Annotated in this window: 15 protein-coding genes; 12 read left to right on the top strand and 3 right to left on the bottom strand. The window is 62.4% G+C overall.

Annotated elements, in window-relative coordinates; all coding sequences use genetic code 11:
• Positions 1 to 15: 15 nt before the first annotated feature.
• Complete coding sequence (locus ACP7BX_RS29775) at positions 16 to 432, top strand: SRPBCC family protein (RefSeq protein WP_177053784.1); 417 nt, start codon at positions 16 to 18, stop codon at positions 430 to 432.
• Between the two features lie 58 nt (positions 433 to 490).
• Here the strand turns inward: ACP7BX_RS29775 and ACP7BX_RS29780 are convergent, their stop codons facing one another.
• Together ACP7BX_RS29780 and ACP7BX_RS29785 are read right to left on the bottom strand one after the other, a co-directional pair.
• On the bottom strand, positions 491 to 1,882 hold the full coding sequence (locus tag ACP7BX_RS29780; protein WP_038843468.1) for a sensor histidine kinase: 1,392 nt from the start codon (positions 1,880 to 1,882) through the stop codon (positions 491 to 493).
• A complete protein-coding gene (locus ACP7BX_RS29785; protein ID WP_010211030.1) occupies positions 1,860 to 2,543 on the bottom strand; it encodes a response regulator transcription factor in 684 nt (227 codons plus the stop codon). Before ACP7BX_RS29785 ends, ACP7BX_RS29780 begins: the two co-directional genes overlap by 23 nt.
• A 290-nt stretch (positions 2,544 to 2,833) precedes the next feature.
• On the opposite strand from ACP7BX_RS29785, the gene ACP7BX_RS29790 reads away from it, so the two are divergent.
• From ACP7BX_RS29790 to ACP7BX_RS29810, 5 genes are all read left to right on the top strand, one after another.
• Complete coding sequence (locus ACP7BX_RS29790) at positions 2,834 to 3,739, top strand: hypothetical protein (protein WP_177077642.1); 906 nt, start codon at positions 2,834 to 2,836, stop codon at positions 3,737 to 3,739.
• 230 nt (positions 3,740 to 3,969) lie between these two features.
• Positions 3,970 to 4,308, top strand: coding sequence for a hypothetical protein (locus ACP7BX_RS29795; RefSeq protein ID WP_426131910.1), 339 nt, complete (start codon positions 3,970 to 3,972; stop codon positions 4,306 to 4,308).
• 96 nt (positions 4,309 to 4,404) lie between these two features.
• Positions 4,405 to 5,634, top strand: a complete 1,230-nt coding sequence (locus ACP7BX_RS29800; protein WP_426131908.1) for a TolC family protein — start codon at positions 4,405 to 4,407, stop codon at positions 5,632 to 5,634.
• Positions 5,627 to 6,805, top strand: coding sequence for an efflux RND transporter periplasmic adaptor subunit (locus ACP7BX_RS29805; RefSeq protein ID WP_426131907.1), 1,179 nt, complete (start codon positions 5,627 to 5,629; stop codon positions 6,803 to 6,805). The genes ACP7BX_RS29800 and ACP7BX_RS29805 overlap by 8 nt, the downstream gene beginning before the upstream one ends.
• Entirely contained in the window at positions 6,802 to 9,960 is a 3,159-nt protein-coding gene (locus ACP7BX_RS29810) for an efflux RND transporter permease subunit (RefSeq protein WP_426131905.1), read from the top strand. The genes ACP7BX_RS29805 and ACP7BX_RS29810 overlap by 4 nt, the downstream gene beginning before the upstream one ends.
• Here the strand turns inward: ACP7BX_RS29810 and ACP7BX_RS29815 are convergent.
• A complete protein-coding gene (locus ACP7BX_RS29815) occupies positions 9,890 to 10,798 on the bottom strand; it encodes a MurR/RpiR family transcriptional regulator (RefSeq protein WP_028615857.1) in 909 nt (302 codons plus the stop codon). The two genes, ACP7BX_RS29810 and ACP7BX_RS29815, sit on opposite strands and share 71 nt — an antisense overlap.
• 284 nt (positions 10,799 to 11,082) lie before the next feature.
• Between ACP7BX_RS29815 and ACP7BX_RS29820 the strand changes: the two genes are divergently transcribed.
• The 6 genes from ACP7BX_RS29820 to ACP7BX_RS29845 all read left to right on the top strand — a co-directional run bounded on the left by ACP7BX_RS29820 (position 11,083) and on the right by ACP7BX_RS29845 (position 18,669).
• A complete protein-coding gene (locus ACP7BX_RS29820) occupies positions 11,083 to 13,020 on the top strand; it encodes a bifunctional 5-dehydro-2-deoxygluconokinase/5-dehydro-2-deoxyphosphogluconate aldolase (RefSeq protein ID WP_426131903.1) in 1,938 nt (645 codons plus the stop codon).
• 152 nt (positions 13,021 to 13,172) lie between these two features.
• On the top strand, positions 13,173 to 14,060 hold the full coding sequence (gene iolE / locus ACP7BX_RS29825; RefSeq protein WP_426131901.1) for a myo-inosose-2 dehydratase: 888 nt from the start codon (positions 13,173 to 13,175) through the stop codon (positions 14,058 to 14,060).
• A 3-nt stretch (positions 14,061 to 14,063) separates the two neighbouring features.
• Entirely contained in the window at positions 14,064 to 14,852 is a 789-nt protein-coding gene (gene iolB, locus ACP7BX_RS29830; RefSeq protein ID WP_033898212.1) for a 5-deoxy-glucuronate isomerase, read from the top strand.
• 29 nt (positions 14,853 to 14,881) lie between these two features.
• The gene (locus ACP7BX_RS29835; protein WP_177078189.1) at positions 14,882 to 15,697 is read left to right on the top strand and encodes a TIM barrel protein; all 816 of its coding nucleotides are present in this window, start codon (positions 14,882 to 14,884) and stop codon (positions 15,695 to 15,697) included.
• A 10-nt stretch (positions 15,698 to 15,707) separates the two neighbouring features.
• Positions 15,708 to 17,639 carry a 3D-(3,5/4)-trihydroxycyclohexane-1,2-dione acylhydrolase (decyclizing) gene (iolD, locus tag ACP7BX_RS29840; protein WP_426131898.1) on the top strand — a complete coding sequence of 644 codons (1,932 nt, stop codon included), beginning with the start codon at positions 15,708 to 15,710 and terminating at the stop codon, positions 17,637 to 17,639.
• A gap of 19 nt (positions 17,640 to 17,658) precedes the next feature.
• On the top strand, positions 17,659 to 18,669 hold the full coding sequence (locus ACP7BX_RS29845; RefSeq protein WP_038848455.1) for a Gfo/Idh/MocA family protein: 1,011 nt from the start codon (positions 17,659 to 17,661) through the stop codon (positions 18,667 to 18,669).
• Positions 18,670 to 18,763: the final 94 nt, after the last annotated feature.

Here is an 18,763-nt window from a genome sequence, read left to right on the forward strand (position 1 = left end):
TCTGGAGTAATTAACGTGGCAACAGCGTCTTCTGTGATTGAAATCCCGGTTTCGGCCGATCAGGTCTGGCAATTGGTCGGCGGCTTCAACAGCCTGCCGGACTGGCTGCCGTTCATTGTCAAAAGCGAGCCAAGCGACGGCGGCCGCGTGCGTCACCTGCAAACTGCCGACGGCGGTGTGGTGGTGGAGCGGTTGCAGAGTTTTGACAACGTCGGGCGTACCTACAGCTACACCATCGAGCAGTCACCGTTTCCGGTGAGTGCGTACCTGGCGACCTTGCAGGTTGAGGCCTTGACCGAATCGTCGGCGAAAGTGACCTGGTCGGGTGTGTTCACACCGGCGGCGGGGACCACGGATGCGGCGGTGGAGGAGTTGTTTGCCGGTGTCTACAGCGGTGGGTTGGAGGCGTTGCGCGCCAATTTCCCAGGCTGATCCGCGTCCCCTGTAGGAGCCGGCTTGCCGGCTATTACAGGGTTTTGTGGTGCTTGTGTTATTCAGGCATGAGCTGCTGGCGGCATTCCAGGACTAATCTGGCACCGCCTTGCTCGCTGGTTCCCACTTCCAACTTGAACCCATGCAAGTTGATGATCGCCGCCACGATCGACAAGCCCAACCCGAACCCGCCTTGCTGGTCGCTTTCATCCACACGATAGAAACGCTGGAACACCGCGTCACGTTCCGCCGCGGGTATGCCGGGGCCGGAGTCGTGCACTTCAATGCGCGTGCTGCCCGCATCATTGACCCCGCGCAAGATCACTTCGCCGCCCGGCGGGGAGAACTTGATCGAGTTACTCAACAGGTTGGCCAGGGCCTCGAACAGCAAGGCGCGGTCGCCGGTGATCCACGGCAGGGATTCCGGGGTTTCGAGGCGCAATTGCAGCTCGCCTTCTTCGGCCAGGGGCAGGTAGAAGTCGTGCAACTCGCGCAACAGCGGCAACGGGTCCATGACCAAGAAGCCTGAGCGACGCTGGTGGTCTTCCAGCTCGGAAATTCGCAACAGCCCGCGAAAGCGCGCCATCAGGGTGTCGGTTTCGGCAATCGCGTCATCCAGTTTCACCGCGTAGTCCGATTCCGCCTCGGCCTCCTGCTTGATCCGGTACAGCTGCGCGCGCAGGCGCGTCAGCGGGGTGCGCAGGTCGTGGGCGATGTTGTCGCACACGCCCTTGACCTCGTTCATCAGCTTCTCGATGCGATCCAGCATGGCGTTGACGATGGCTGCGAGCATGTCCAGTTCGTCGCGTCGGTTCGACAGCGGCAGGCGGTGGGTCAAGTCGCCGGCGACGATGGCTTCGGCACTGGCCTGGATCCCGCGAATTCGCCGCAACGGGCGTCGACGCAATAAGTGCCAGCCGGCAGCGCCGGGGATAATCGTCAACGAAAGCGCCCATAGCAGGGCATGCCAGATGATGCGGGTCACGCCGAACAGCGAACCGTTGGCGCGCACCAGCACCAGCCAGCGGCCGTCTTCGGTATGGGTGGCGACGGCGTCGCAGCTGTCCTTGGGCAACTTGGGGTCGTCGGAGTCGACACAATTGGCCAGGGCGTGGATCTTGCCGTCCAGCGGCAGGTCGGGCGGCACCGCGCGGATCGGCCCGCTCAACGGGCGGAATTGCTCGTCGAACAAGCCGTAGGCGTCCACGCCCTTCATATCGAAGGTCATGCTGGTGGTCAGGGCTTCCACCAGTTCCTCACCGTCAAAGCGCTGGAACAAGTGCTGGCGCTGCATCAGGGAATGGCGCGACAGGTCGCCCAGGTAACCCGACACCTCGTAATACAGCACCCCCATGAGGATGCAGCTCCACGCCACGAACAACGAACTGTACAGCGCCAGCAAACGGCTGCTGGAAGAGCGCCAGCCCTTAGAGGGGTTCAGCAATGACATAACCGGAACCTCGTACCGTGCGGATCAGCGGCGTGAGGCCCGGTGGATCGATCTTCTTGCGCAGACGGCCGATGTGCACGTCGATCAGGTTGGTGCCGGGGTCGAAGTGATAGCCCCAGACTTCCTCGAAGATCATCATCCGCGACAGGATCTGCCCGGTGTTGCGCATCAGGAACTCCAGCAACTTGTATTCGGTGGGCAGCAGGCTCAGGGGCTGATCGGCGCGGCTGGCTTCGCGGCTGATCAGGTTCAGCTCCAGGTCGGCCACGCGCAGGGCGGTTTCGAATTCCTGGACCGTGCTTTTGCGCCGCAGCAGCACTTCGACGCGGGCGGCCATTTCATCCGAAGCGAACGGCTTGGTGAGGTAATCATCACCGCCGGCACGCAGGCCGCGTACACGCTCATCTACGTCGGAGAGGGCGCTGATCATCAGGATCGGCGTCGACACACCAATCGTGCGCAGCGTGGTGACGATGGCCAACCCATCGAGTTCCGGCAGCATGCGGTCGAGGGTGATCAGGTCGTAATCGCCACTCACGGCGCGGACCAGGCCTTCGCGGCCGTTGTCTACCCAATCTACATCCAGTCCATGGCTACTCAGCTCGGCGACGATCTCGCGGGCCGTTACGGCGTCATCCTCGATGGTCAAAATACGGGTCATAGGATTACCTGGTGAGCGATTCACACTAGAAGTACGGGCATTTTGCCAAGAAATGGCTGAACGCTTCCTAAATAAAACTTCATGTTGGCAAAACCGCCACATTGGCCTTCGGGAATGCATAACGCCCGCCTGCCACTGGCCTTTCTTGCAACTTGCATGGTCCTAGGAAGTTCAAGTTATTTAACCTGTTGAAATATATAGATATTTATTTTTGTGGCGACTGGCATGGTGCCTGCACTGTCCCTTTTGAGACTTGTAACACTATTTTTCTGCCTTGGAGCACAACAACAATGATCACATCCTCATCCACGCTGCAAGAGTCGAGCACGCTCTCCGGGGTTTCCTGGGGGGCGATTTTTGCCGGGGCGGCCGCTGCGGCCGCATTGTCGCTGATCCTGGTACTGCTGGGCTTCGGCCTGGGCTTTTCGGCGGTGTCGCCGTGGGCTGACAGCGGCATCAGTGCCAAAGGGCTTGGCATTTCCACGATTGTCTGGCTGGCGTTTACCCAGATCGTCGCGTCCGGGCTGGGCGGTTACATCGCCGGCCGGTTGCGGGTGAAGTGGGCGAATATGCACGGCGATGAGGTGTACTTCCGCGACACCGCCCATGGTTTCCTGGCCTGGGCTGTGGCCACGCTGATTACTGCGGTACTGGTGGTCGGTTCGGTGAGCAGTGTCGTCAGCGGCGGCGTGAAAGCCGGTGCCAGCGTTGCAGCCGGTGCGGCCAGCGGCATCACCCAAGCCGCCGGCAGTGCTGCCAAGGGCGTCAACGGTGGCGACTTCGACTACTACGTCGACAGCCTGTTCCGCGACGACCGTCCGGTCGCCGTCAGCGATGACGCCGCCCATGGTGTGGTTGCCCGCATCTTCACCCGCACCCTGAGCAACGACGGCCAACTGGCCCCTGAAGACCGTGCCTACCTGGCCCAGTTGATCAGCCAGCGCACCAACCTCAGCCAGGCGGATGCCGAAGCGCGTATCGACAAAGTCTACGGCGATGCCCGCAAAGCAGTGGAAGACGCCAAGCTCAAAGCCAAGCAAGCCGCTGATACCGCCGCCAAGGTCGCTGCCTATACCTCGCTGTGGACCTTTGTTGCCCTGTTGATCGGCGCGTTCTTCGCCAGCTTCGCAGCCACCTTTGGCGGTCGCCGTCGCGATGCCGTGGTGTATGTCGAAACCGAACACTTCGTACGTTAATTCAAGGAGAACATCATGCGCTCATTACTGCTTTGGTTCCTCGGTGTGCCTATTCCGGTGATCATCCTGATCGCGATCTTCATGCACTGATAGCCGCCCCAACCAAGCCGCGCCTAACCAACAGGCGCGGCTTTTGGCTGTAAGGTCCTGGCCCAGATCCGCTTTCACGGCTGAATTCTCACGCAATTGTTAATAGCGGCTTAACCCGCGCTTGGCTAGACTCGCGCCCCATGAGCCGCCTTCTACGCGTCATCCTCGTCATGCTTTTAAGCCTCTCGCTTCCCCTGACCGGGATGGCGGGTGTGCCGTCGAGCACCGAACCTTGCCCGATGAAGATGTCGGATATGCAAGTGATGACCGACATGAACCCGGACTGCTGTCAGGACGGTGTTGATCATGGCAAGGCCTGCAAACCCGGCCAGGAATGCAAGACTGGCGGCCTGCTGCAACTCTCCCTGCCGGTGCTCAAGGCGCCGTTGACCCTGGCGCATCCGCTGCTCGTCAGCGCCTCTTCGGATTTCATCCCAGACCGCACGCCGTCCGGCCTCTGGCGCCCACCCCGTTCCTGATTCCTGTTGCACCTCAAGACGCATCCCCTGATCGGGATGGCTTTGCTGTGGGCCGCGTAATGCGGCGCGCAGCGCAACGGAACAGGAATTTTCAACATGAATCCCCTCTACGTGCGCGCCCTGGTGGTGGGCGTGCTGGCGTGGCCGGCGTGGGCGAGTGCGCTGACCCTGGACGACGCCCTGCGCCTGGCGCAGAACAACGCACCGTCGCTCGCTGCTGAGTCGGCCAAGCTGCAAGCTGCGACCCAGGCGGCGATCCCGGCGGGTGAATTGCCAGATCCGAAGCTGGTGGTTGGCCTGCAGAACTTCCCCATCGGTGGGCCCAATCGCGGCACGCTCTATGGCGATGACATGACCGAGCAAATGATCGGTATCCAGCAACAGGTGCCCAGCCGCGACAAGCGCAAGGCGCGTATCGAACTGGCCGATGCCACGGTGGAACGCACCGCGGCCGAAGGCCGGATCGAGCGCCTGAACGTGCGCCAGGCCACGGCTCAGGCCTGGATCCGTGCCTATGCGGTGGAACGCAAGGAGGCCTTGTTCAAGGAGTTCTACCAACAGAACCGCCTGCTGCAAGACAGCGTGCGTGCGCAACTGGCCGGTGGTCGCGGTCAGCCTTCGGATGCGGTGATACCGCGACAGGAAGCCGCCGAACTGGCCGGGCGTGAAGACGAACTGACCCAGCAACGCGCTCAGGCCCGAGCGGCGCTCAAGCGCTGGATCGGCCCGGCCGCCAATGAAGCACCCAGCGGCCAGTTGCCCAACTGGCCCATCGACGGGCGTTATAACCTGCATCAACACCCCGAGCTACAAGCCTTTGCACCGCGCACCCGCGAAGCCGAAGCGCGGTTGCGCGAAGCCAAGGCGCAAAAGACGTCGGACTGGAGTTGGGAAGTGGACTACCAGCACCGTGGGCGTGAATACGGCGATATGGTCAGCCTGCAATTGAGTTTTGACCTGCCGATCTTCCCTGGTCGTCGGCAAAACCCAGGGATCGCCGCCAAGCAAGCCGAACTGGATCAACTGGACGCCGAGCGCGCAGCGGTCACCCGCGAACACACCCAGCAACTGGATGATGACCTGGCGCGATACCAACGCCTGGACCGCGCCGTGCAGCGCAGCCAGGACAGTCTGGTGCCCCTGGCCGAAGAGAAGGTCGCACTGAGCCTGGCCGGTTATCGCGCTGGCAAGGGTGACTTGCTCAACCTGGTCAGTGCCCGCCGTGAGCTGGTCGAAGCCCGTTTCAAACAGATCGATGTCCTTGAGCAACGTGCCTTGGTTGGCGCGCAGCTGTATTTCGCCTACGGAGAAGCTTCCCATGATTAATCGACTCCTCGCGGTGGCGCTGTTGGGCGGCGGCCTGGGCGCTGGTTACTGGCTGGCGCAGGCACCGGCTCCGGTCGCGGCCATGGCCGACAACAAACCGGCGCTGTACTGGTATGACCCGATGTACCCACAGCAGAAATTCGACAAGCCCGGCAAATCGCCTTTCATGGACATGCAATTGGTGCCGCGTTACGCCGAAGGCGCCGCAGACAGCGCCGCCGTGCAGATCGACCCCCGTGTGGCGCAAAACCTCGGTGTGCGCCTGGCTACGGTCACCCGTGGCGTGTTGGCGTCCACGCTGGAGCTGTCTGGCATCCTCGCCTTCAATGAGCGCGACGTCGCCGTGGTGCAGGCGCGGGCGGGCGGTTTTGTCGAGCGTGTTTATGACCGCGCGCCGGGCGACGTGCTCAAGGCCGGCGCGCCTCTGGCTGACCTGTTGATACCCGAATGGGCGGCGGCTCAGGAAGAATTCCTGGCCTTGCGCCGGAGCGCGGATGCGAGTCTGTTGGCGGCTGCGCGTCAGCGTTTGCGTCTTAGCGGTATGCCCGCCGGGTTGATCGCGCAGATGGAACGCAGCGGCCGTGCGCAATCGGTATTGACCGTCACCAGCCCCATCGGCGGTGTGGTGCAAACCCTGGACGTGCGCGAAGGCATGACGATGGCGGCGGGGCAAACCCTGGCGCGCATCAATGGCCTGGATCGCCTGTGGTTGCAGGTTGCTGTGCCGCAGGCCCAAGGCGCGGCGCTGGCTGTGGGGCAGGCGGTGGAAAGCCGCTTTGTCGGGCTGCCGGGTCAAGTCGTCAAGGGGGCGGTCAGTGCCATTCTGCCGGCCATCGCCGGCGACAGCCGCACCGTGCAGGTTCGCGTTGAACTGCCCAATGCCGACGGCAGCTTGCGCCCCGGCATGACCGCCCAAGTGCGTCTGGCGCAATCCTCCCCGCAATCTGTACTGCAAGTGCCCAGTGAAGCGTTGATCCGTACCGGTAAACGTACGCTGGTGATGCTGGCCGAGGAGGGCGGGCATTACCGTCCCGTGGATGTCGAGGTCGGCGCGCAAAGCCAGGAGATGACGGTGATCCGCAGCGGTTTGCAGGAGGGCCAGCAGGTGGTCGCGTCCGGTCAATTCCTGCTGGACTCTGAAGCCAGTTTGCGCGGGATTATCCAACCATGATCGCCTTATTGATTCGTTGGTCAGTCGCCAACCGTTTTCTGGTAGTGCTCGCGACGTTATTTGTCACGGCCTGGGGCGTCTGGGCGGTGCAAAACACGCCGGTAGACGCATTGCCGGACCTCTCCGATGTGCAGGTGATCATCCGCACGCCGTATCCCGGCCAGGCGCCGCAGATCGTGGAAAACCAAGTCACCTACCCGATGACCACTACCATGCTCTCGGTGCCGGGCGCCAAGACCGTGCGCGGGTTTTCCTTTTTCGGCGACAGCTACGTCTATGTGCTGTTCGACGAAGGCACCGACTTGTATTGGGCGCGCTCGCGGGTGCTGGAATACCTCAGCCAGTTGCAGGCGCGCTTGCCCGCGTCGGCCAAACCGGCGTTGGGGCCGGACGCTACTGGCGTCGGCTGGATCTACCAGTACGCATTGGTGGACCGCAGCGGCCAGCATGACCTGGCGCAGTTGCGTGCCTTGCAGGACTGGTTCCTCAAGTTCGAACTCAAGACCCTGCCCAATGTGGCTGAAGTCGCGACCATCGGCGGCCAGGTCAAGCAGTACCAGGTGCAGCTCGATCCGCTGGCCCTGGCCAATCGCGGCATCACCCAGGCACAGGTGGTGGAGGCCATCGGCAAAGCCAACCAGGAAACCGGCGGCTCGGTGCTGAACATGGGCGAATCCGAGTACATGGTGCGGGCGTCCGGCTACCTCAAGTCGCTGCAGGATTTTCGCGGGATTCCTTTGCGCCTGGACGCGAATAATGTGCCCGTGACGCTTGGCGACGTGGCAACCATTCAGCTGGGCCCGGACCTGCGCCGGGGCGTGAGCGAGCTGGACGGTGAGGGCGAAGCCGTGGGCGGGGTGGTGATCCTGCGCAGTGGCAAGAACGCGCGGGAGGCCATCGCCGCCGTCAAGACCAAGCTTGAGCAACTGAAAAGCAGCCTGCCGCCCGGCGTGGAGATCGTCACCACTTACGACCGCAGCAAACTCATCGACCGCGCCGTGGACAACCTCAGCCACAAGTTGCTGGAAGAGTTCGTGGTGGTGGCGCTGGTCTGCGGGATATTCCTGTGGCACCTGCGTTCGTCCCTGGTGGCGATCATCTCGCTGCCGGTGGGGGTGTTGATTGCGTTTATCGTCATGCGTTTCCAGGGCATCAACGCCAACATCATGTCCTTGGGCGGCATCGCGATTGCCATCGGCGCGATGGTCGACGCGGCGGTGGTGATGATCGAAAACGCCCATAAGAAAATCGAAGCCTGGCACCACGCCAATCCGGGTCGTGAACTCAAGGGCGAAGACCACTGGAAGGTCATGACCGACGCGGCGGTGGAGGTCGGCCCGGCGCTGTTTTTCTGCCTGTTGATCATCACCTTGTCGTTCATTCCGGTGTTCACCTTGCAGGCCCAGGAAGGTCGCTTGTTCGGCCCGCTGGCCTACACCAAGACCTACGCCATGGCGGCGGCCGCCGGTTTGTCGGTGACCTTGATCCCGGTGCTGATGGGCTACTGGATTCGTGGGCGCATCCCGGATGAGCAGCGTAACCCGCTCAATCGCGGCCTGATCAAGCTCTACCAGCCTGCGCTGGAGGCGGTGCTGCGTCGGCCGCGCCTGACCCTGGTGGTGGCGTTGCTGGTGGTCGCCAGCGCGCTGTGGCCGATCTCGAAACTGGGTGGGGAATTTTTGCCGCCGCTGGACGAAGGGGACTTGCTGTACATGCCCTCGGCACTGCCGGGGCTGTCGACGCAAACCGCGGGTGAGTTGCTGCAACGCACCGACCGGCTGATCAAGACGGTGCCGGAAGTCGCCCATGTGTTTGGCAAGGCCGGTCGCGCCGAAACCGCGACCGACCCGGCGCCGCTGGAAATGTTCGAGACCACCATCGAGTTCAAACCCCGTGACCAATGGCGTCCCGGCATGACCCCGGACAAACTGGTGAAGGAACTTGACCGTGTAGTGCAAGTGCCGGGCTTGACCAACATCTGGATTCCGCCGATTCGCAACCGTATCGACATGCTCGCCACTGGCGTGAAAAGCCCGGTCGGTGTGAAGGTCGCCGGTACCAGCCTGATGCAGATCGACGCAGTGACCCAGGCGGTGGAAAAGGTCGCCAAGGGCGTACCGGGTGTCAGTTCAGCCTTGGCCGAACGCTTGATCGGCGGGCGTTACATCGACGTGGATATCGACCGGGCAGCGGCTGCGCAATACGGACTGAACATCGCCGATGTGCAGTCGATCGTGTCCGGTGCCATCGGCGGGGAAACCATCGGCGAAACCGTGGAAGGCCTGGCGCGCTTCCCGATCAGCCTGCGTTACCCGAAGGAATGGCGCGACTCGGTGACAGCCTTGGCAAACTTGCCGATCTACACGCCGTCCGGCAGCCAGATCACCCTGGGCACGGTGGCCAAGGTCAAGGTGAGCGACGGCCCACCGATGCTCAAGAGCGAAAACGCACGGCCTTCCGGCTGGGTCTACATCGACGTGCGTGATCGCGACCTGGCGTCGGTGGTGAAGGACCTGCGTGCAGCGATCAACCAGCAGGTGCAATTGCAACCGGGCATGAGCCTCAGCTATTCGGGGCAGTTCGAATTCCTGGAGCGGGCCAATCAACGCCTGAAATTGGTGGTGCCGGCGACTTTGCTGATCATCTTCGTGCTGCTGTACCTGACCTTCCGCCGGGCGGATGAAGCGCTGCTGATCTTGGCGACTTTGCCGTTCGCACTGACGGGCGGGGTGTGGTTGCTTTACGGGCTGGGTTTCAACTTGTCGGTGGCCACAGGCGTAGGGTTTATCGCGCTGGCCGGCGTGTCGGCGGAGTTCGGCGTGATCATGTTGCTCTACCTGAAAAACGCCTGGGCCGAACGCAAGGATGGGAACCTGCTGGCCGCCATCACCGAAGGCGCGGTGCTGCGGGTACGGCCCAAGGCGATGACCGTCGCCGTGATCATCGCTGGTTTATTGCCGATCCTGCTGGACGGCGGCACCGGCAGTGAAGTCATGAGCCGCATCGCCGCGCCGATGATCGGCGGGATGCTCACCGCACCGTTGTTGTCGCTGTTTGTGATCCCGGCGGCCTATCGGTTGATGCTCAGTCGTCGAAGCCAACCTGCTCATGAATCTCATCCACCTTCAACTCCAGCCGGTACGCCACCGCAATAAACAACGCCTGGCACAGGCACAGGGTGGCGCTCAACGAGCGGAAGGCAAACGACGAACCTTCATTCACCAACAGCACCGCGTTCGCCCGCTTGGCCAGGGGCGACAGGTTGCTGTCGGTGATGATCAACGTCTTGGCCTGATGATGCTGGGCAATCCGTAAACAGTGCTGGGTTTCTTTGCCGTAGGGCGTGAAGCTGATGGCAATCACCAAGTCGTTGGCGCGCACGCTGCGCATCTGTTCGCGATAGCTGCCGCCCAGGCCTGAGATCAGGTGAATACGCTTGTTGGTGTGCTGCAGGTTGTAGACCAGGTAATCGGCCACCGCAAAAGAGCGGCGCACGCCGACCACGTAGATATTGTCGGCGTTGACCACCAGGTCCACGGCTTTGTCGAACGCGACATCATCCAACTCCAGCCCCAGGCGCTCGATACCGGACAGGGTCGCGTTGACGCACTCACGCGCCAGGTCGCCGCCGCTGGCCTTCTGCGACTTGTTGGCGATCATGCTGCGGATGCGTTGCTGGTAGTTCTGCACCGGCGTGGTCTTGTGGGTGTAGGCCTCGCGGAACAACGCCTGCATCTCACTGAAGCCACTGAACCCGAAGCGTTGCGAGAAACGCACGATGGCCGACGGGTGCACCTCGCACTCGCGGGCGATGTCGCTGATGCGGTCGACCATGATCCGGTCGCTCTGCTGGCTCATGTAGCTGGCGATGCGCTTGAGCTGGCGCGGCAGGCTCTCATATTCGTCGGTGATCAGCTGCAACAGGCGCTCGGCATTGATCGGAGGGCTGGCGAGAGTGTCTTCCAGGGTGGTCTCGGGATCGGTGCGGGACATGGGCAATCCTTCTGGCGTTGTTGTCTGTTGCGCTGATGGGTGGCGCAAGTCTACAGGGTAGGCGCAAAAAAATACCCCGGCATCACGGCCGGCGTGGCCTGCTGAAACGATGCACTGTAGTGGGACTGGCTCCGTACAAGCTTAATGGAAAAAATATTCCAATGAAAAAATATCTGGAATAAATATTGATTGGCGCCGCCGGACGTTCTAGTCTGCTCCCACCAAGAGCGTTTGCCGTCGCCACGTCGGTGCAACGCAGGCTGATAAAAATAACAGGAGCCAGCATGGGCCAGACTCGTTTTGCCAGTGGGCGTCAATTGGATCTGATTTGCCTCGGGCGCCTGGGCGTCGACCTCTATGCGCAGCAAGTGGGTGCGCGGCTTGAGGACGTGTCCAGCTTCGCCAAGTACCTCGGCGGCTCTTCCGCCAACATTGCCTTCGGCACCGCCAGGCTGGGGCTCAAGTCGGCGATGTTGAGCCGGGTCGGTGACGACCATATGGGGCGCTTCCTGGTGGAGTCCCTGGCCCGTGAAGGCTGTGACGTCAGCGGCATCAAGGTCGACCCGGAACGCCTCACCGCCCTGGTGTTGCTCGGCCTCAAGGACCGCGAAACCTTCCCCCTGGTGTTCTACCGCGAAAACTGCGCCGACATGGCCCTGCGCGCCGAAGACATCAGCGAAGCCTTTATCGCCTCCAGCAAAGCGCTGCTGATTACCGGCACGCATTTCTCCACCGACGGCGTGTACAAGGCCAGCATCCAGGCCCTGGACTATGCGGCCAAGCACAACGTCAAGCGTGTGCTGGATATCGACTACCGCCCGGTGCTGTGGGGCCTGGCGGGCAAGGCCGATGGTGAAACCCGGTTTGTCGCTGACCAGAATGTCAGCCAGCACGTGCAGACCATCCTGCCGCGTTTTGATTTGATCGTCGGCACCGAAGAAGAATTCCTTATCGCGGGCGGCAGTGAAGACTTGCTCACCGCGCTGCGTAAAGTGCGTGAATTGACCCCGGCGACCTTGGTGGTCAAGCTCGGCCCGCAGGGTTGTACGGTGATCCACGGCGCTATTCCCGCGCGCCTGGAAGACGGCGCCATCTACCCCGGCGTGCGGGTTGAAGTGCTCAACGTATTGGGCGCCGGCGATGCGTTCATGTCGGGTTTCCTCAGCGGCTGGATCAACGACGCGAGTGACGAGCGTTGCAGCCAGTTGGCCAATGCCTGCGGCGGCCTGGTCGTCTCCCGCCACGCCTGCGCGCCGGCCATGCCGACGCCGGCGGAGCTGGAATACCTGTTCAACAGCCCCGTGCCGATTACCCGCCCGGACCAGGACGTGACCCTGCAACGCCTGCACCGCGTGACGGTGCCGCGCAAGGCCTGGAAACAGCTGTTCGTGTTTGCCTTCGATCACCGCTGGCAACTGGTGGACCTGGCGCAAAAGGGCGGCCAGGACCCGGCGCGCATCAGCGATGCCAAGCAACTGTTTATCCAGGCCATCGAACGCGTCGAGAAAAAACTCGCCGAGCAAGGGGTGGACGCCGACGTCGGCCTGCTCGCCGACCAACGCTTCGGCCAGGACGCGCTCAACGCCGCCAGTGGCCGTGGTTGGTGGATCGCGCGCCCGGTGGAAGTGCAGAACTCGCGCCCCCTGGCGTTCGAACATGGCCGCTCGGTGGGCAGCAACCTGATCGCCTGGCCTCAAGAGCAGATCATCAAGTGCCTGGTGCAATTCCACCCGGACGACGAGCCGATGCTGCGCCTGGAACAGGAAGCGCAACTCAAGGCGGTGTACGAAGCGTCAATTGTCAGCGGCCATGAACTGCTGCTGGAAGTCATTCCGCCCAAGGATCACCCGTCCACTTACCCTGACGTGCTCTACCGCAGCCTCAAGCGCCTGTACAACCTGGGCATCTATCCGGCGTGGTGGAAGATTGAGGCGCAGTCGTCCGAAGACTGGAAAAAGCTCGACGAACTGATCCAGGAACGCGACCCGTACTGCCGTGGCGTGGTGTTGTTGGGCCTGAATGCGTCGGCCGAATTTCTCGCCGATGGCTTTCAGCAGGCCAGCCAAAGCACCACCTGCCGAGGCTTTGCCGTGGGCCGCACGATCTTCCAGGAACCGAGCCGCGCGTGGATGGCGGGCGAGATCGATGACGAGACCTTGATCCAGCAGGTGCAAGCCACCTTCGAACAGCTCATCAACGCCTGGCGCAGAGCCCGCGCTTAACAGTTGAAATGCAATCCAATGTGGGAGCTGGCTTGCCTGCGATAGCGGTCTTCCAGTCACAGATTCATTGACTGACACACTGCAATCGCAGGCAAGCCAGCTCCCACATAAAGCAGATCTCAGTAATACCTGAAAATAATAAAGGTGCAGCCATGCCCGCAATCCGAATTGGCATCAACCCGATCTCCTGGAGCAACGACGACCTGCCGGCCCTGGGCGGTGAAACGCCCTTGAGCACCGCCCTGAGCGAAGGCAAGGAAATCGGCTACGAAGGTTTTGAACTCAACGGAAAATTTCCCAAGGACGCCCAGGGCGTCGGCGATGTGTTGCGCCCCTATGACCTGGCGCTGGTTTCCGGCTGGTACTCCAGCCGCCTGGCCCGGCGCTCGGTGGCCGAAGAAATCGAGGCCATCGCCGGGCATGTCGAGTTGCTCAAGCACAATGGCGCCAAGGTATTGGTTTACGGCGAGGTGGCCGATTCGATCCAGGGCTCGCGCATCCGCCTGATCGAACGTCCGCGCTTTCACAGCGAACAGGCCTGGCAGGACTACGCCGACAAACTCACTGAACTGGCGCGCTTCACCCTGTCCCAGGGCGTGCGCCTGGCGTACCACCACCACATGGGCGCTTATGTTGAATCCCCGGAAGACATCGACCAACTGATGCGCCGCACCGGCCCGGAAGTCGGCCTGCTGTTCGATTCGGGCCACTGCTACATGGGCGGCGGCGAGCCTATCGAGGTGCTGCGCAAACACATCGACCGCATCTGCCACGTGCACTTCAAGGACGTGCGCAAACCTGTGGTGCAACTGGCGCGCAACCAGATGTGGAGTTTTCCCGACTGCATCGTCAACGGCACCTTCACCGTGCCCGGCGATGGCGATATCGACTTTGCGCAATTGCTCGACGTGCTGCTGGCCGCCCACTACGAGGGCTGGCTGGTGGTGGAAGCCGAGCAGGATCCGGCGGTGGCACCCAGCTATATCTATGCGAAAAAAGGCTACGACACCCTGCGTGCGCTTCTCAACGAGAGGACTTGAGTGATGAGCTTGTTGGTCAAAAGCAGTAAACGCGGCCAGACCATGGTCGCCCTGGAAGCCGGGCGCCTGGAGTACGTGGGCTTTTGCGCCTACCGCCTGAGCCTGGGGGAAACCCTGCCGGTCAGTGCCGGTGATAAAGAACTGTGCCTGGTGCTGCTCAGCGGTCGGGTGAACATCGAGGGCGAGGGCTTCAACTGGCAGAACCTGGGTGATCGCCAATCGGTGTTTGAAGACAAATCGCCGTTCGCCGCCTACCTGCCGCCGGGCACCGATGCCCAGGTCACTGCGTTGAGCGACGTGCAGATTGCCGTGTGCGCCGCGCCGGGCGCAGAGGGCTACGAACCTCGGCTGATCCGCCCCGAAAACTGCAAGCGCAGCGTACGCGGCAAGGGCGCCAACACCCGCTACGTGTGCGACATCCTGCCCGACAGCGAGCCGGCCCACTCGCTGCTGGTGGTGGAAGTGCGTACGCCGTCCGGGCACTCATCGAGCTACCCGCCGCACAAGCACGACACCGACGACCTGCCGCACCAGAGCTTCCTGGAAGAAACCTACTACCACCAGATCAACCCGCCCCAGGGCTTCGTGTTCCAGCGCGTCTACACCGACGACCGCAGCATCGACCAGGCCATGGCCGTGGAAAACAGTGACCTGGTGGTGGTGCCCAAGGGCTACCACCCGGTCAGCGTGCCCTATGGCTACGAGTCCTATTACCTGAACGTGATGGCCGGCCCCAAGCGTGCCTGGCATTTCCACAACGACCCGCAGCACAGCTGGCTGCTGGACCTCTAATCAGCGGTTTGGACGGAGAACAACAATAAATGAAGTCGCCTCTACGTTTCGCCCTTAACCGCATGGTCGCTCCCCACCTGTCCCTGCCGGATTTCATCCAGTTGGCCGCAACGCTCAAGTGCGATGCCATCGAGATCCGCAATGACCTGGCCGACAAGCAGATCGAGTTCGGCACCCCGGCCAGCCGCGTGCGTGAACTGTGCGCGGTGCAGGGCATCACCGTGCTGTCGATCAACGCGCTGTACCCCTTTGATGTGTGGAACGACGAACGCCGGGCCCAGGCGATCAAACTGGCGACCTACGCCCGTGAATGCGGGGCACAGGGCCTGGTGATGTGCCCGCTCAATGAGCCGGGCGACACGCGCAACGAAGCCCAGCGTGCCGCCGGTTTGCGCACGGCCTTGAGCGAGCTGGCGCCGATCCTGCGCGACTACGGGATTCTCGGCTTTATCGAGCCCCTGGGTTTTGAAGAATGCGCCCTGCGGCGCAAACGCGTGGCGGTGGAGGCGATCAAGTCCATCGGCGGCCTGGATGTGTTCCGCCTGGTGCATGACACCTTCCATCATCACCTGGCCAGCGAGCACGAGTTCTTCCCGGAACTGACCGGGCTGGTGCATATCTCCGGCGTGGACGATAGCGAGGCGCCGCTGAATTCGATTCGCGACGGCCACCGCGTGTTGGTGGGCGAGGGCGACATCCTGGGCAACGCCGCGCAGATCGACACCTTGCTCAGCACCGGCTACAGCGGCTACCTGTCGTTCGAGCCGTTTGCCGAGAGCGTGCATGCATTGGCGGATATCCAGCAGGCGTTGGGGGCAAGCATCGCCCACCTGCAGAAACGATAAGGGGCGCGAGATGACCACCACACGATTGACCATGGCCCAGGCCCTGGTGAAGTTCCTGGATAACCAATACATCGAAGTCGACGGCGTGCAGAGCAAGTTCGTCGCCGGTGTGTTCACGATTTTCGGCCACGGCAACGTGTTGGGGCTGGGGCAGGCTCTGGAGCAGGATGCCGGCGATCTGGTGGTGCACCAGGGCCGCAACGAGCAGGGCATGGCCCATGCCGCCATCGGTTTCGCCAAGCAGCACCTGCGCCGCAAGATCTACGCGTGCACGGCCTCTGTCGGCCCAGGCGCCGCCAATATGCTCACCGCCGCCGCGACCGCCACGGCCAACCGCATCCCGTTGTTGCTGTTGCCCGGCGATGTGTACGCCAGCCGCCAGCCTGACCCGGTGCTGCAACAGATCGAGCAGTTCCACGACTTGAGCATCAGCACCAACGATGCCTTCCGCTCGGTGAGCAAGTACTGGGACCGCATCAACCGCCCCGAGCAGTTGATGACCGCCGCCATCCACGCCATGCGCGTGCTGACCGACCCGGCCGAGACCGGCGCGGTGACCCTGGCGTTGCCCCAGGACGTGCAGGCCGAGGCCTGGGATTATCCGGATTATTTCCTGCAGAAACGCGTGCACCGCATCGACCGTCGCCCGGCGACCGCCGCGATGATCAGTGATGCACTGGCGGCGTTCCGCGGCAAGCGCAAGCCGCTGATCATCTGCGGTGGCGGGGTGAAGTACTCCGGCGCCAATGCCGCGCTGCAAGCCTTTGCCGAACGCTTTGAGATTCCCTTCGCGGAAACCCAGGCGGGCAAGAGCGCCGTGGTGTCCAGCCATCCGCTGAATGTCGGCGGGATTGGTGAAACCGGCTGCCTGGCGGCGAACCTGCTGGCGCCCGAGGCTGACCTGATCATTGGTATCGGCACGCGCTACACCGATTTCACCACCTCATCCAAGTCGTTGTTCAAGCATGCCGACGTCAAGTTTCTCAACCTCAACATCAGCCCCTGCGATGCCTTGAAACTGGACGGCGTGCAGGTGTTGGCCGACGCCCAAGTCGCCCTGGAAGCACTGGCGGATGCCCTGGGCGATTACCATTCCGGCTGGGGCGGGCAGATCAGCGAGGCCAAGGCGCAGTTGGACGCCGAAGTGGACCGGGTGCATCAGGTCGAATATGCCGGCGACGGTTTTGTGCCTGAGGTCGACGACCACCTGGACCGCGCGGTGCTGCGTGAATTTATCGAGCTGACCGGCTCGTGCCTGACCCAAAGCCGCGTGCTGGGCGTGCTGAATGAAACCCTGGCCGACGACGCCATCATCGTCGCCGCCGCCGGCAGCCTGCCCGGTGATTTGCAACGCGCCTGGCGCAGCAAGGGCGTGAACACCTACCACGTCGAGTACGGCTATTCGTGCATGGGCTACGAGATCAACGCCGCCTTGGGCGTGAAACTCGCCGAGCCGAGCAAAGAGGTCTACGCCCTGGTCGGTGACGGCTCCTACATGATGCTGCACTCGGAGCTGGCTACCTCGATCCAGGAGCGCCGCAAGATCAACGTGGTGCTGCTCGACAACATGGCCTTCGGCTGCATCAACAACCTGCAGATCGGCAACGGCATGGACAGCTTTGGCACCGAGTTCCGCTACCGCAACCCCGAGAGCGGCAAGCTCGACGGTGGCCTGGTGCCGGTGGACTTCGCCATGAGCGCAGCGGCCTATGGCTGCAAGACCTACAAGGTCAGCAGCGTGGAACAGCTGCAAGCCGCGCTGGCCGATGCGCGTACGCAAACCGTATCCACGTTGATCGATATCAAGGTGCTGCCCAAGACCATGATCCACGGCTACCTGTCGTGGTGGCGGGTGGGCGTGGCGCAGGTTTCCACCAGCGAGCGCACAAATGCCGCCGCAAAACAACTCAATGAACACCTGGCGAAGGCCCGGCAGTACTAATAAAAAGAGGAGTGTTTGTATGTCTTTGAAGCTTGGTGTCATCGGTACAGGCGCTATCGGCCGGGACCATATCCGTCGTTGCAGCCAGACCTTGCTCAACAGCCAGGTAGTAGCGGTGACCGACATCAACCTGGAGCAGGCCGCCAAGGTGGTGGCTGACTTGAATATCAGTGCCGAGGTATACGCCGACGGCCATGCGCTGATCAATTCCCCGGAAGTCGAAGCGGTACTCGTCACCTCCTGGGGGCCGAGCCACGAAGAGTTCGTGCTGGCCGCCATCGCCGCCGGTAAACCGGTGTTCTGCGAAAAACCCCTGGCGGTCACCGCCGAAGGCTGCCGCAAGATCGTCGATGCCGAAGTGGCCTTCGGCAAGCGCCTGGTGCAAGTCGGCTTCATGCGCCCGTACGACGAAGGCTATCGCGCCCTCAAAGCCGTGATCGACAGCGGCCAGATCGGCGAGCCGCTGATGCTGCACTGCGCGCACCGTAACCCGACGGTGGGCGAGAACTACAAGACCGACATGGCGATCACCGACACGCTGATCCACGAACTGGATGTGTTGCGCTGGCTGCTCAACGACGACTACGTGTCGGTGCAAGTGGTGTTCCCGCGCAAATCCAGCAAGGCCCTGGCCCACCTGCGCGACCCGCAGATCGTGCTGCTGGAAACCGCCAAGGGCACGCGCATTGATGTGGAAGTCTTCGTGAACTGTCAGTACGGCTACGACATCCAGTGCGAAGTAGTGGGGGAGACCGGCATCGCCAAGCTGCCGGAGCCGTCACAAGTGCAACTGCGCAGTGGCGCGAAGCTGTCCAACGCGATCCTGATGGATTGGAAGGACCGGTTTATCGGCGCCTATGACGTGGAGTTGCAGGCGTTTATCGACAGTGTACGTGCCGGCCAGGTCGGCGGGCCGTCGGCGTGGGATGGCTTTGCGGCGGCAGTGGCGGCGGATGCGTGCATCGAGGCGCAGAACAGTGAGCAGATTGTGAAGGTGAGCCTGCCGGACCGTCCGCACTTCTACGGCTGATCACCATCGCACAGGTGGAATGCAATCAGTGTGGGAGCGGGCTTGCTCGCGAAAGCGGTGTGTTAGATGAAGATTCTTGTCTGACATGCCGCTT

The sequence above is a fragment of the Pseudomonas sp. DWP3-1-3b3 genome (assembly GCF_049896305.1).
In the GTDB taxonomy this organism is placed as follows: Bacteria; Pseudomonadota; Gammaproteobacteria; order Pseudomonadales; family Pseudomonadaceae; genus Aquipseudomonas; species Aquipseudomonas azotoformans_A.